Source organism: Pleomorphomonas sp. NRK KF1 (genome assembly GCF_023721755.1).
Taxonomy (GTDB): Bacteria; Pseudomonadota; Alphaproteobacteria; order Rhizobiales; family Pleomorphomonadaceae; genus Pleomorphomonas.
The window spans coordinates 321384-335286 of the sequence record NZ_JAMDLH010000005.1; the positions used below are offsets into that span (position 1 = coordinate 321384).

12 protein-coding genes are annotated in these 13903 nt (G+C 64.0%); 5 read left to right on the forward strand and 7 right to left on the reverse strand.

From position 1 onward, the window contains the following. Window positions 1–175 precede the first annotated feature (175 nt). Both M4J39_RS14860 and M4J39_RS14865 read right to left on the reverse strand, forming a co-directional pair. Window positions 176–487, reverse strand: a complete 312-nt coding sequence (locus tag M4J39_RS14860) for a hypothetical protein (RefSeq protein ID WP_251729185.1) — start codon at window positions 485–487, stop codon at window positions 176–178. A gap of 112 nt (window positions 488–599) precedes the next feature. Beyond that, window positions 600–1481, reverse strand: coding sequence for a YhjD/YihY/BrkB family envelope integrity protein (locus tag M4J39_RS14865; RefSeq protein WP_251729186.1), 882 nt, complete (start codon window positions 1479–1481; stop codon window positions 600–602). A gap of 130 nt (window positions 1482–1611) precedes the next feature. Between M4J39_RS14865 and M4J39_RS14870 the strand changes: the two genes are divergently transcribed. After that, a complete protein-coding gene (locus M4J39_RS14870) occupies window positions 1612–2439 on the forward strand; it encodes an inositol monophosphatase (protein WP_251729187.1) in 828 nt (275 codons plus the stop codon). Window positions 2440–2527: 88 nt separating this feature from the next. Here the strand turns inward: M4J39_RS14870 and pyc are convergent, their stop codons facing one another. From pyc to M4J39_RS14895, 5 genes are all read right to left on the reverse strand, one after another. Next, window positions 2528–5968, reverse strand: coding sequence for a pyruvate carboxylase (pyc, locus tag M4J39_RS14875; protein ID WP_251729188.1), 3441 nt, complete (start codon window positions 5966–5968; stop codon window positions 2528–2530). A gap of 281 nt (window positions 5969–6249) precedes the next feature. Further along, complete coding sequence (mdoH, locus tag M4J39_RS14880; RefSeq protein ID WP_251729189.1) at window positions 6250–8436, reverse strand: glucans biosynthesis glucosyltransferase MdoH; 2187 nt, start codon at window positions 8434–8436, stop codon at window positions 6250–6252. Continuing rightward, window positions 8424–9983, reverse strand: coding sequence for a glucan biosynthesis protein (locus M4J39_RS14885; RefSeq protein WP_251729190.1), 1560 nt, complete (start codon window positions 9981–9983; stop codon window positions 8424–8426). The genes mdoH and M4J39_RS14885 overlap by 13 nt, the downstream gene beginning before the upstream one ends. Before the next feature lie 219 nt (window positions 9984–10202). Beyond that, window positions 10203–10994, reverse strand: a complete 792-nt coding sequence (locus M4J39_RS14890) for a DeoR/GlpR family DNA-binding transcription regulator (RefSeq protein WP_251729191.1) — start codon at window positions 10992–10994, stop codon at window positions 10203–10205. A gap of 55 nt (window positions 10995–11049) precedes the next feature. Next, window positions 11050–11565 (reverse strand): peptide deformylase, encoded by a 516-nt coding sequence (locus M4J39_RS14895; protein WP_251729192.1) that lies wholly within the window; start codon window positions 11563–11565, stop codon window positions 11050–11052. Window positions 11566–11878: 313 nt separating this feature from the next. On the opposite strand from M4J39_RS14895, the gene M4J39_RS14900 reads away from it, so the two are divergent. The 4 genes from M4J39_RS14900 (at window position 11879) to M4J39_RS14915 (ending at window position 13818) form a co-directional block, all read left to right on the forward strand. Further along, entirely contained in the window at window positions 11879–12202 is a 324-nt protein-coding gene (locus tag M4J39_RS14900; RefSeq protein ID WP_251729193.1) for a hypothetical protein, read from the forward strand. Window positions 12203–12439: 237 nt separating this feature from the next. After that, entirely contained in the window at window positions 12440–12724 is a 285-nt protein-coding gene (locus M4J39_RS14905) for a YciI family protein (protein WP_251729194.1), read from the forward strand. Between the two features lie 30 nt (window positions 12725–12754). Then, window positions 12755–13168, forward strand: coding sequence for an EVE domain-containing protein (locus M4J39_RS14910; protein ID WP_251729195.1), 414 nt, complete (start codon window positions 12755–12757; stop codon window positions 13166–13168). Further along, on the forward strand, window positions 13165–13818 hold the full coding sequence (locus M4J39_RS14915) for a 50S ribosomal protein L11 methyltransferase (RefSeq protein ID WP_251729196.1): 654 nt from the start codon (window positions 13165–13167) through the stop codon (window positions 13816–13818). Before M4J39_RS14910 ends, M4J39_RS14915 begins: the two co-directional genes overlap by 4 nt. Window positions 13819–13903 lie beyond the last annotated feature (85 nt).

Consider the following 13903-nt stretch of genomic DNA (forward strand, 5'->3'; position numbering starts at 1 on the left):
ACGGGCTGGCGACGGCTATCGCGCCGCTCCGGCCGATCGGGGGAAGACGCAACCGGAAAGACGGCGGCCAAGCCGCCGTCCGAATGATCGGAGTATGCAGTCAACCCGGTCCGCGCGACGAATCCAATTCGCGCTGTTGCGGACTCGGGACCGACCACTTGCACGAAGGCCGACGTCATTCCTCCTCGTCGGCGAACTGATCGATATCGACGAGGAACATGATGTTGGCGCCCTCCCCGTCGAACTCGTCCCCCTCTTCGCCGTCGATTTCATCCTCGATGTCATCGATCTCGCTGAAAGCTTCGACCTCATCCTCGGTGGCCTGACGGATGACGAAGGCGGAAACGCCGTCCCAGACCGGGCTGCCGGCGCTCGTGAAGCCGCGAATGTCGTCGAGGAAATCCTCGCTTTCGAAGATCTCGCGCGCTTCCGCCTCGTCGGCGTCGGTGGTGGCGATCGCGATGCCGGCGATTTCGAGCGTGTACATGGCTGTCTCCCTGTTGTCCGGACGGGACGACCGGACGGGTAAGTCGAGGATTGGCATCGGTGGCCGCAGGCCAAGAACGGCCCGGCGGCATCACCGCAGCCTACGGCTTCCATCATGGCTCGGGGGATGTCAATGGTTCCTCCGACGAACCGATCTCGGCGGCACGCCGACGCCGCTCGGAGATCGCCGCGTTGAGCGTCGCGCCATAGAGCAGAATGAGGGCCATGAGGTAGAGGAAGACGATCGCCGTCATCACTCCGGCAAGGCCCGCGTATGTCGAGGCATAGTTGGCGAAATCGGCGAGATAAAGCGAAAAGCCGTAGGCGCCGGCAATCCAGGCCGCCAGCGTCAGACCGACGCCGGGCAGAATCTCCGTGATACTCCGGCGCCCCGCCGGCAACCATAGATGCGACGCGATGAGACCACTGCCGGCGATCAGCAGAGTGAGGCCGAAACGCAAGAACGTCAGGGGCCAGGCGAAGTCCTCTACCGCCGGGACCAGATGGACGAGCGCGGTCCAGGCCACCGGTGCCAGCACCACCAGGAAGGCGATGGTCAGGAAGGTGAGCGTGCCCAGCAGCACGAAGCCGATGCTCTCGAGCCGTAGCCACAGAAAGTTGCGGTTTTCAACCGTGCCGTAGGCGCGATTGAGACCAACACGCATCGCCTCGACGCCGGACGAAGCGAACCACAGCGCCAGCGCTACGCCGATGGTCAGCACGTCGCGGCGCGGTACCAGCAGCACGTCCTTCACCTCATCGGCGATCGGCGCGGCGATACTGGCCGGCACGCTCTCGAAGATCAGCGCCACCACCGTCTCCGAGAGGGCACTGAGATCGAAGAAGGCCGCGATGGCGGTGAGAAAGATCAAAAAGGGAAAGAGAGCCATCAGGGAGGACAGCGCCACATGCGAGGCGATCGCCCAGCCGTCAGCGGCGCTGAATGTCAGGGCGGCCCGCCAGAACGGGCCGATGAGGCGTCCGAAAACCCGCACGGCGTTTCTCCCTAATTCCTTGGAGAAGGTGGGCTAAGCGAGGCGAAATGCAAGGGTTGACCGACGCCTGCCGTCTTGCTCCCGTCGTCCTTTGGGTGCATTCCATGCTGCGCATAATCCGGAGTTCGCAATGACCGTCACCCGTCAGGACATCGATTTCCTCGTCGCTACCGCCCAGGCGGCGGCGGAGATCGAGATCATGCCGCATTTCGCCAACCTTACCGCCAACGACATCAAGACCAAGGCCCACGCCTCCGATTTCGTCACCGTCGCCGACATCGCCTCCGAGGCGTTGATCGAGAAGCGCGTGCGCGCCGCCTGGGGCAGTGATTTCCTGTTCGTCGGCGAAGAGGTCATGGAACGCGAGCCCACGCTGATCGGCCGGCTGATGGATGCACCGCGCGCAGTCGTCGTCGATCCCATCGACGGAACCTTCAACTACGCCAACGGTGTTCCCGCCTTCGCGGTAATCATCTCCATCATCGAGCACGGAGAGGTGAAGGCTGGCGTCATTTACGACCCGGTGCGGGGCGACGCGGCCTGCGCGATCGACGGCGGCGGCGCTTTCCTGACCGGCAAGGGCCGGCCGGACCGGCCGCTTCACGTGGCGCCGGCGGCTCCGCTCTCCGAGATGCAGGGCTGCGCCGGATGGTACTATGCCTCCCCCGAGGAGCGCGAGCGGCTGCTCAGCGGTTTCGGGCGCACCTGGGGCATCATGAACTACCGCTGCGGTGGCCAGGAGATGCGCCTGCTCGTCGATGGTCGCATTCATTTCTGCTACTACTTCAAGCTGTCGCCGTGGGATCACGCTGCCGGCTGGCTGATCCACCGGGAGGCGGGTGGATACTCCGCGTTGCTCGACGGCTCCCCCTACCGCCCCGACCTCAGGGCCGGAGGGCTTCTGATGGCGCCCGACAAGGCAAGCTGGACCGAGCTTGCGACCGCGCTTCGCGGTTAGGCTCCGCTCGCCGGAAATGTGAAATGGCCGGCTTTCGCCGGCCACCTCTTTCGCGCTTCACGTTGGGACGCAGCCGTGTCGACCGCACTTACTCTCCGAGCACGACCAACAGATCCTTGGCATCAATCTGCGCACCAGCGGCAACGAGAACCTCGGTGACGGTGCCGTCGCGCTCGGCGTGGATGGACGTTTCCATCTTCATCGCCTCGATCGACAACAGAACGTCGCCCGCCTTCACGACCTGGCCCGGCTTCACCGCCAGCGTCGACACGACGCCCGGCATCGGTGCCGCCACATGGCCCGGATCGCTCGCATCGGCCTTGCGGCGCTGCGCCTGCACCGACGCGGCGCTCGACCGGTCGGGCACGCGCACCATTCGCGGCTGGCCGTTGAGCTCGAAGAACACCCTGACCATGCCTTCGTTGTCCGGTTCGCCGATCGCCTGGCAGATCAGCACCAGAGACTTGCCGCGTTCGAGCTCGATGTTGAGCTCGTCACCGGCCTGCATGCCGTAGAAGTACACCGGGGTCGGCAGGACCGAGGTCGGCCCGTAGGTTTCCTGCGACTTGGCAAAGTCGAGGAACACCTTGGGATACATGAGATAGCTGGCAAGATCCTGGTCGGTCGGCGCCCAGGAGAGCTTCTCGGCCAGCTCGGTACGCGCAGCTTCGAGGTCGACCGGCGGAATCAGAGACCCCGGCGGCACGGTGATGGGTTCGGCACCCTTCAGGATCTTGGCCTGAAGGTCCTTGGGCCAGCCCCCCGGCGGCTGGCCGAGGTCGCCATGGAACATCTCGACGACAGAATCGGGGAAGGCGACATCCTTTTCCGGATCCAGCACTTCCGCCGGGGTCAGCGCCGAGGAGACCATCAAGAGAGCCATGTCGCCAACCACCTTCGACGACGGCGTCACCTTGACGATGTCGCCGAACATGCGGTTGACGTCGGCATACATCTTGGCCACCTCGTGCCAGCGCGTTTCGAGGCCGAGCGCGCGGGCCTGTTCCTTGAGGTTGGTGAACTGGCCGCCCGGCATCTCGTGGAGATAGACCTCCGACGCCGGTCCCTTCAGATCGTTCTCGAAAGCAGCATACTTGTGGCGCACCGCCTCCCAATAGAAGGAGATGCGGCGGATGGCCTGCTGGTCGAGACCGGTCGGCCGGGGCCCACCTTCGAGCGCTGCGACAATCGAACCGAGGCAGGGCTGCGAGGTGTTGCCCGAGAAGGCATCCATGGCGGCGTCGATGATGTCGACGCCCTCCTCCACCGCCGCCAGCACCGACGCGGCGGCGATGCCGGAGGTGTCGTGGGTATGGAAGTGGATCGGCAGGTCGGTGGCTTCGCGCATCGCCCGGAACAGCACGCGCGCCGCCGCCGGCTTCAGCAAGCCGGCCATGTCCTTGATGGCGATGATATGGGCGCCGGCATGCTCCAGCTCGCGCGTCATGCCGACATAGTACTTGAGATCGTACTTGGCGCGATCGGGATCGAGAATGTCGCCGGTGTAGCAGATGGCCGCCTCAAGCACCTTGCCCTGGTCGAGCACCGCATCCATGGAGACGCGCATGTTGTCGATCCAGTTGAGGCAATCGAACACGCGAAACACGTCGACGCCACCGGCGGCGGCCTGCTGCACGAAATGGCGAACGACGTTGTCGGCATAGTTCTTGTAGCCAACGCCGTTCGAGCCGCGCAGCAGCATCTGCATCAGAATGTTGGGCGCCTTGTCGCGGATCTTGGCGAGACGCTCCCACGGATCCTCGGTCAGGAAGCGCATGGCGACGTCGAAGGTGGCGCCACCCCAGCACTCCAGGCTGAACAGGCCCGGCAGACCGCGCGCATAAGCCTCGGCGATGTTGGCCATATCATGGGTACGCATGCGCGTCGCCAGCAGCGACTGGTGACCGTCGCGCATGGTGGTGTCGCTGACCAGCACGTTATTCTGCTCGCGGATCCACTTGGCGAGCGCCTCGGGCCCTCGCGAAGCCAGAAGGTCGCGGGTGCCCGGGGTGATTCCGCCGGAGAAGCTCGGCACCACGGGCTTCGGCCCCTCGCCCGGTTGTGGACGCTTGCGGGTCTCGGGATGGCCATTGACCGTGACGTCGGCAATGTAGGTCAGAAGCTTGGTCGCTCTGTCCTTGCGCTTCACCAGCTGGAACAGTTCCGGCGTCTCGTCAATGAACCGGGTGGTGTAGCGGTTCTGCTGGAACTTCGGATGCGAGATGATGCTCTCGAGGAAGGTCAGGTTGGTAGCGACGCCGCGAATGCGGAACTCGCGCAGAGCCCGCATCATGCGGTTGATCGCCTCGATCGGGGTCGGCGCCCAGGCGGTGACCTTCTCCAGCAGTGGATCGTAGAAACGAGTGATCACCGCGCCGGCATAGGCGGTGCCGCCATCAAGACGGATGCCGAAGCCAGTGGCCCCACGGTAGGCGGTAATGCGACCGTAGTCGGGAATGAAGTTCTGCTCCGGATCCTCGGTGGTAACGCGGCACTGCAAAGCGTGACCGTGCAGGCGAATCTCTTCCTGAGGAGGCACGCCCGATTCCGGCGTCCCGATCTTGAAGCCCTCAAGGATACGGATCTGGGCCCGCACCACGTCGATGCCGGTCACCTCTTCGGTAACGGTGTGCTCGACCTGAATGCGCGGATTGACCTCGATGAAGTAGAAGGCGCCGCTGTCGGCATCCATCAGGAACTCGACGGTACCGGCTCCGTAATAGTTAGCCGCCTTGGCGATGGTGACGCCATAGCCGGTGATTTCATCGCGCTGGGCATCGGTGAGGTAGGGCGCGGGGGCCCGCTCGACCACCTTCTGGTGGCGCCGCTGCACCGAGCAATCGCGCTCGAAGAGGTGGACGATGTTGCCATGGGTGTCGCCGAGGATCTGCACCTCGACGTGGCGGGCCCTCTCCACCAGCTTTTCGAGATAGACCTCATCCTTGCCGAAGGCCGCCATCGCCTCGCGCTTGGCGGTCACCACCTCTCGCAGCAGCGTCGCCTCGTCGCGAATGACGCGCATGCCGCGACCGCCACCGCCCCACGAGGCCTTGAGCATCACCGGATATCCGATGCGCTTCGCTTCCGCCTTGACGACTTCCATGTCGTCGGGCAGCGGGTCGGTGGCCGGCATCACCGGAACGCCAGCCTCGATGGCAAGATTGCGCGCCGCCACCTTGTTGCCGAGCTGCCGCATGGTTTCCGGCGACGGTCCGATGAAGATGATGCCGGCGTCGCGACAGGCCTCGGCGAACTCCGGGCTTTCCGACAGGAGGCCATAGCCCGGGTGAATGGCGTCGGCCTTGGACTCCTTGGCGACCCGCAAGATCTCGGGAATGCTGAGATAGGCCTCGATCGGCCCCAGCCCGGCACCGATCTGGTAGGCCTCGTCGGCCTTGAAACGGTGCAGCGCCAGCCGATCCTCCTCGGCAAAGACGGCAACCGTCTTCAGACCGAGCTCGTTGGCGGCGCGGAAAACGCGGATGGCGATTTCGGATCGGTTGGCGACAAGCACCTTGGTGATCGGCACGGCAAGCTCCATAAGGGAAACTACGTTGGTCGTTTCCCTAGCAGGCTTGGCGGCTAATGTCATATCCCGCCGACGCTTTTTGGCCTTGTCCTTTGGGCGAAGGCAAAAAGCGCCGATCGGCGAAACGACGATCAAACCGATTTAGATTTGCAAGGTTTCATCGTTACTTACGGCAGGTCGGCGTGGCTTCCTCCAGTCGAAAGAGGAATAGGCCATGCAGAACGCGCATGCCGGCCTCATCCAGCATGCATGGCGACGACGGCTGACCGTCATCGCCTCGCTCAGGCGGAACGCGCCGCCGCTTGCGTTGCCAAGGCGTTACGGTTGATCGGCTTCTGCGCCAGCGCTTCAAGAATGCGGGGCGTGGCGATCAATGTGGCCCGCTCCTTGGTATCAAGGAAGGAAACGCCTTCCTCGATGGTCTCGGCTTCGCCGACCTTGGCCAGCGCCAGGGCCGACACCGGGTCGACCCGTCCAGGCGGACGCGGCGCCATGCGATCGATCAGCGCCAGATGCTGCATCAGAAGGTCGGAATCGGCGACGATGTCGACCAGACTTGGTGTGGCGGCGACCGCCTCGATGTAGGCCGGGCGTGCCTCGTCCATGCGTCCCTGAATACCGGGGCGAAGACGCTCTTCCGGGATCCGAAGCAGACCCAACCACTTCACGAAGCGACCGACGGCGGTCGATCCGGTAAGGCCGGAGATCGGCACGGCGAACACCATGCCGAGAATGGCCGGCGACAACCAGGCGAACAGCACCCAGCTGTCGGCAATGGCCGCCCAGGCCAAGGCGAGGCCGGCCAGCACGTGCCAGCGATGGCGGACCATCAGGTCGCCGATCGGTAGGCCGCCATCGTCGCGTCGCTGCGGTTTCCAGCCGGCGTCGCGGTGAAGCACGATCTCGGTGACGGCCCCGGTCTGGATCAGCATCATGATCGGGGCGACCAGTGCCGACACGATCACCTCGAAGACGAAGGACAGCGTGAGACCCAAAAAGCCGCCTGCGGCCTTGCGGTCCCTGGAGTTGAAGAAGAAGGCAAGAAGCCCGAGAACTTTCGGCAGGAACAGAACGCCCATCGTCAGCGTGAACAGGGCAAGGGCTCGTTCGGCGTCGATGCGCGGCCAGGACGGGAACAGCTGGAACTCGTCCTTGAAATACTCAGGCCGAATGTAGTGGGCCTGCAAGGTCAGGGCGAGACCTGACAGGATCAGGAGCAACCAGAGCGGCGAGGCGAGATAGCTCATGATGCCGGTAAGGATATGCGAGCGCGACACCCAGTGCAGACCGCGCCCTCCGATCACCTTCAGGTGCTGCAGGTTGCCCTGGCACCAACGGCGATCGCGGATGGCGAGATCGACCAGCGACGGTGGGCTTTCCTCGTAGGATCCCGAAAGGTCGTCGGCGATGATGACGTTCCAGCCGGCGCGACGGATCAGAGCCGCCTCGACGAAATCGTGGCTCATGATGTGGCCACCGAACGGCGGCTTGCCGGAAAGCTCTGGCAGGCCGGCCGATGTCAGGAAAGCCTCCGTGCGGATGATCGCATTGTGACCCCAGAAATTGCCTTCCTTCTGCACCCACCAGGACAGGCCGGTGCCGACCACCGGTCCGTAAACCCGGCCGGCGAACTGCTGCAGCCGGGCCATCACCGTCGTGCCGTTGACCAGCGCCGGAATTGTCTGGATGAGGCCAGCGTCGGGGTCGGCCTCCATCCGGCGCGCCAACTCGATAATGGTCCGCCCTTCCATCAGGCTGTCGGCGTCGAGCACCAGCAGGTGATCGTAGGCACTGGCCCACCGCTTGCAAAAATCGGCGACGTTGCCGGCCTTCTTGGCAGTGTTGTTGCGCCTGCGGCGGTAGTAGACGCGGGTGAAACCGCCGATGCGATCGCGCGCGGCCAGGAGCGCCGCCTCTTCCTGCAGCACCACCTCGGGGTCTGTGGTGTCGGCCAGCACGAACCAGTCGAAGGCGTGGCTCTGACCGAGCGCCTCGACGTCGCGGGCCATGGCCTCGATGGCTGCGAAGATGCGCGAGGGATCCTCGTTGTAGGTCGGCATCAGCATCGCCGTCCGCTTGCGCAACGGCTCGTCCGACCAGGGCGCGGGCCGGGCAAAACGCCGGCCGACCAGCTTGAAGAAGCCGAACACCGCAGCCACGGATGACAGGGCGATCCAGGCGAAGGTCACGGTGAAGAGAACCAGCACGACGCGCTCGATCGGCGTGAGATCGCCGAGAGCAAGCACCGCATACATCTCGTTGAAGGCATAGCCGAGCAAAGCCGCCGTGCCGCCGATCACCGCAAAGCGCTTCAGGAACGACGACCGGCTCTGCGGATTGACAAGACGGCGCCGGCTTTTCCGGCTGAAGCGACGAAGATCCTGAGCGGGCATGTCCGCCGGCTGTTCGGGCGGCATGCCCGATGCGTATCGCCCGCTGACGGCGACATCGCGAACTATGCTGTCCATCGGAACGCCCAGGTTTCGGCCGTCTGCCCGGCATCGAAGGCAAGCGTCGCGGTCAGCTCGATCAACGTCTCGTTCTGCGGATCCAGCTCGAAGCTGAGCCGCATGCCCCCGGTTTCGGGATTGGCGACGACGACGACATTCTTCACCGTTCCCTTGGAGGCCTGCACCGATGCCTTGGCAACGCCGAGCTTGGCCGGATCGACGCCTTCGAAGAAGCTGTAGTCGATGACGAACAGCCGGACCGGCGTCGGACCGCCGATACCCGCCCTGCCCGACCGGGTCGCGGTGACGTAGGCCGCGTCGGCTTCCAGCGCGGGATCGCCACCCCAGAACAGGCGATAGGCGAAGAAGAATTCGGTGCCGGCCGGGATCTTGTCCTGCGGCGCCCAGTAGGCGACGATGTTGTCGTGAATCTCCGAGTTGGTCGGGATCTCGACAAGTGTCACCGCGCCCGCGCCCCAGTCACCCACCGGCTCGATCCAAAGCGACGGCCGCTTCTGATAGGCGGCCTCGAGATCCTGATAGGATCCAAAGCTGCGATTGCGCTGAATGAGGCCGAAGCCGCGCGGGCTGCGATCCTGAAAGGCGGAAATCTGCAGCTCCTTCGGGTTGGCGAGCGGACGCCACCAGCGGTCGCCGCGGCCGGTCACCATCAGCAATCCGTCGGAATCGTGCACTTCCGGCCGGAAGTCATCGATGTCGGTGCGGCCATTGGCCGAAAAGAAGAACATCGACGTTCCCGGAGCCAGACCGACCTTGTCGAGATCGGCGCGCGGAAACAGCTGTGCCTCGACGTCGATGGTGGTCGGCAGACCGGGCCGGATGGTGAACCGGTAGGCGCCCGAAACCGAAGGACTGTCGAGCAATGCATTGACGACACAGGTATCCGAGCCAGCCGTCGGCGTTTCCACCCAGAAGGCGCGGAACAAGGGAAACTCTTCCCCTTCGGGATCGGCGGTCTTGAGGGCAAGGCCGCGCGCCGACAGGCCGTAGACCTCGTCCTTGCCCAGCGACCGGAAATAGCTCGCCCCCTGGAAAACCAGAACCTCGTCGAACACGTCGGGCTTGTTGAGCGGCGAGTGCAGGCGGAAGCCCGAGAAACCGATGTCCTCGGCCGGAATCGGCTGGGGCACCAACGGTCCGTAGTTGAACAGGTTCGGGTCGTAGGGAACGTGAGTCGCCTGGCCGTTCTCGACGAGCGCTATCTCGACCGGCTCCTTGAAGTAGGAGCCGCGATGGAACAGCTGCATCTGGTAGGGCAAGCCCTTGTCGGCCCAGATGGCCGTTTCCGGACGGAAGCGGATGTCGCGATACTGATCGTAGGTGAGGTTCTCGAGGATTGGAGGCAGGCTGGTATCGGGCGCCTCGTAAGGCTTCTTGGAAAGCGCGCGGGCGATCTCGGCCACGGTCGATCGGGTGAACGGTCCGGTCACGGCGAACTGATGCTGCAGGGTTGCCGCCCGCGCCGCAGCCGGAACCCCGGTCGCAACCACGACGGCACCCACCGCCGTCAGCGTCCGGGCAAGAAAATCACGGCGATCAATCATGGGATTCCCGTCAGAAAGGTCCACAGCGGCTCCACTCATCATTCACTACGGGCGCGGGAACAGGGGACGAAACACATAGTTCCGTCACGCCGCCAAACGTGCGGCGCCAACTCGTCCGATGTCCCGAAAATGCCCTCTTACCCGTTGGTTTCCAACATGTCATGTGGATACCAGACCGGCACGTTGGTGCATAGAACCATACGCTGCCGGCCATCGAAATTATACAGCCTCGCCCGCATGCCCGCCATGACGGGACGCGGTTTCAACCAGCTCGACTTCAGCCTCAGCGCAGAGGCGTCGCACGCCCTCACGCGGACAACGATCGGTCACGAACACGTCCACCTGATCGACCGAACCGATCCTGACCGGCGCCGTGCGCTCGAACTTGGTCTCGTCTGCCACCAGGATCACTCGGCGGGCATTGGCGATGATCGCCTGAGCCACCTTCACCTCGCGGAAGTCGTAATCGAACAGCGCGCCATCCTCGTCGATGGCCGACGTGCCGATAATGGCGAAATCCACCTTGAACTGGCGGATGAAGTCGACGGCCGCCTCGCCGACGATGCCGCCGTCGGAGTGGCGCACCTGACCGCCGGCGATCACTACCTCGATGCCCGAATAGGCGCGCATCAGGTTGGCGACATTGATGTTGTTGGTAATCACCATCAGCCCGGAATGCTGCAGGAGCGCCTGCGCCACCGCCTCCGTGGTGGTGCCGATGTTGATGAACAGCGACGCATCGTTGGGGATGAGCGCGGCAGCCGCCTCGCCGATTGCCCGCTTTTCGGCGGCGGCGATCTGGCGCCGCGCCTCATAGCCGACATTCTTCACCGTCGACGCCAGCACGGCTCCGCCATGCACGCGAGCCAGCAGGCGGCGGTCGCAGAGCTCGTTGAGATCCTTGCGGATGGTCTGCGGCGACACCTCGAAGCGTGTCGCGAGGTCATCGACCAGCACGCGGCCGACCTCGCGGGCGATATCAAGGATGGCGTGTTGGCGATCGATCAGCATGGGGTTCTCAGGACGGGCGTTTCACAGGCGCAGTCTAGCGACGAATGGGGAAATCTCACGGCGACATGATGGCAGAGCGGGCGCCGAGCTTCTGATAACGCTTGAGCAGCCTCTCCCTTTTAAGGCGCGACAACCGGTCAATCCAGAAGATGCCGTCGAGCTGTTCGATCTCGTGTTGCAGCACGGCGGCGTGGAAACCTTCCGCCTCCTCGACGCAACGGCACCCCTCAAGATCGGAGTAGACGACACGTACCGCGCGCGGTCGCTCGACCTCGGCGCTGACACCGGGCATGGCAACCGATCCTTCCTCGTTGACCATGGTCTCGGTCGAGGACCACTCGACCAGAGGATTGACGTAGACGCGGATCGCAGCCTGCCCTGTCGGCCGCACCGCGATCAGGCGCCGGAGAACGCCGAAGTGGGGCGCGGCAAGACCGATGGCGGGAGCGCTCTCGACCGCGGCGACGAGATCGTCCGCGAGCGCGGCGAGCCCATCATCGAAGACTGCCACCGGATCGGCAACCGATCGAAGCCGTGGATCGGGGTAGGTCAAAAGTGTCGACGGCTTCATGGCCGGAAATCTCGGGATAGAGTCAACAAAGCCTTACCACCACTGGCGAGGGAGAATTCATACGTAGTAATATTTAATCCGAGTGAATTATTCAGAATTCCTAACGCCTGTTCACCGCAAAAAGCGCGCAGACCCGCCATTTCCATCAAGTTATTGTAAATTCGATTCATGCATGGTGAACAAAGCGTAAATAAGGACGCGAGGCGGGTTAACGAAAACCTGCCGAAAAGGAAAAAATTGCCGTTCATCTCGGAACGAGGCCTTCAATCGGCCCTGATAGAAAGCAGGCAATCGCGTTCCGGAGTCCTGCAATATGAAACGCCTTCTCGTCGCCGCGGCTTTCGCCTCCCTCCTCGTGGCCGCCTCCTCCACCGGCGCTTCCGCCTTCAGCATGAACGTTCCCAAGTCGGTCGTCATGGCCGCCGTGTCGGCGCCGACCGTCAGTTCGACCGAACGGACCTTCGTGTTCCCGCCGCTCACCTTCCTGTCGGCCGCCGGCGACTACGCCGCCCGGGTTCGCTCGGAAGTGATCGACGTTTTCGCACCCGGCATCATCAGCGGCATCGGCGCCGCCTACTCCCGCGCACTCGGAGTCTCGGCTCCGACCTCGGCCGTGCCGAACCTTGTCGCCATCTGAGGCTCTGGTCTGGCCGTCGGAACGCGGACGACCAGACACGATGCCCACAAAACGCTCCGGTCGTAAAGTGGCCTCGACGGCGCCCCCGTCGGGGCCATTTTCGTAGGCTTCATGGCCCAAAACCGAGAATGCAACGAACGCAGGTTTCAGCGTGGAGGCTTTCGATCGAACGGTTCCATCCGGCCGGGAAATGCTCTAGGGTCCGCCTCAGTCCATCGTCCGCATTCGAGGCGAACCATGCATTACATCGTCAGCTGCATCGACAAGGTCGGACACCTGCCCGTCCGGCAGGCCAACCGCGCCGCCCATCTCGAGTATGTCAAGGCCAACGCCGACACGATCCTGGTAGGCGGTCCCTATCTCGATGACGCCGGCAACATGATCGGCTCGCTGCTGATCACCGAGGCCGTCGATCTCAAGACCTTGCAGACGGTGCTTGCCGAGGATCCCTATGCTCGCGCCGAGCTGTTCGAGAGCGTCGATATCAAGCCGTGGAAATGGGTGATCGGCGCGCCGGGCTGACGCCTGGGGACGCCGCGCAGGAGAGCGCCCATGGCCCACTGGCTGTTCAAGTCCGAGCCTTTCAAATTTTCATTCGCCGACCTCAAGGCGAGAGGCTCTGCCGGTACCGAATGGGACGGCGTGCGCAATTACCTTGCCCGCAACAACATGCGGGCGATGCAAGTGGGCGACCAAGGCTTCTTCTATCACTCCAATGAAGGCCTCGCTGTCGTCGGCATCTGCGAGGTGATCGCGCTATCCCATCCCGACAGCACGACCGACGATCCGCGTTGGGACTGCGTCGACGTGCGCGCCGTTGGCGATCTCAAGCGTCCCGTCACGCTTGCCGAGATCAAGGCGGAGCCGTCGCTTTCCAAGATGAGCCTCGTCACGTCGATGCGCCTTTCGGTACAGCCAGTCACGGACGAGGAATGGGCCACCGTTCTCGCCATGGCCGAAAGGTGAGCGAGCCTTCCCGCGAGCACCTGTTCGTTCTGCGGGAAACACGGCCGCAATCACCGCCGCTGATTCCGGAAATGCGGTTGCGGCTCGCCGATGAGGCGATGAGCCTCTGGCAGGCGACCGAGGCAGATCTCGGTCGCATGGGATTGCCCCCGCCCTTCTGGGCCTTCGCCTGGGCCGGTGGTCAGGCGCTGGCCCGTCATCTGCTCGATCATCGCGAGATCGTACGCGACAAGCGCATATTGGATTTCGCCTCCGGCTCCGGCATCGTCGCCATCGCCGCCGGCCTGGCCGGCGCCCGCAAGGTCGTGGCCGCCGACATCGACCCCTATGCCCGCGCCGCCATCCTGGTCAACGCCGCCGACAACGGCGTCGAGGTGGAAGCGTCCGAGATCGACTACCTCGACCGGGGCGCCGGCGACTTCGATGTGGTGCTGGCCGGTGACGTTTTCTACGAGCGGCCGATGGCCGCCCGCGTCGAGCCATTCCTGCGCGCGTCGCAAATGGCGGGACTGGCGGTTCTGTTCGGCGATCCAGGGCGAGCCTATCTACCTACGACGGGCGTCGCCCCCCTGGCCACCTACGACGTGCCGGTTTCGCGCGCCATCGAGGACCGCGACATCAGGACCACGCGCGTCTGGCGCTTTACCTGATCCGGATTCACCAACTTGGCGTTGCCGATTAGCCGGGCGGCTAATGGATTTACGTGTTTTGACGGACCATACTGGAATCGATTGG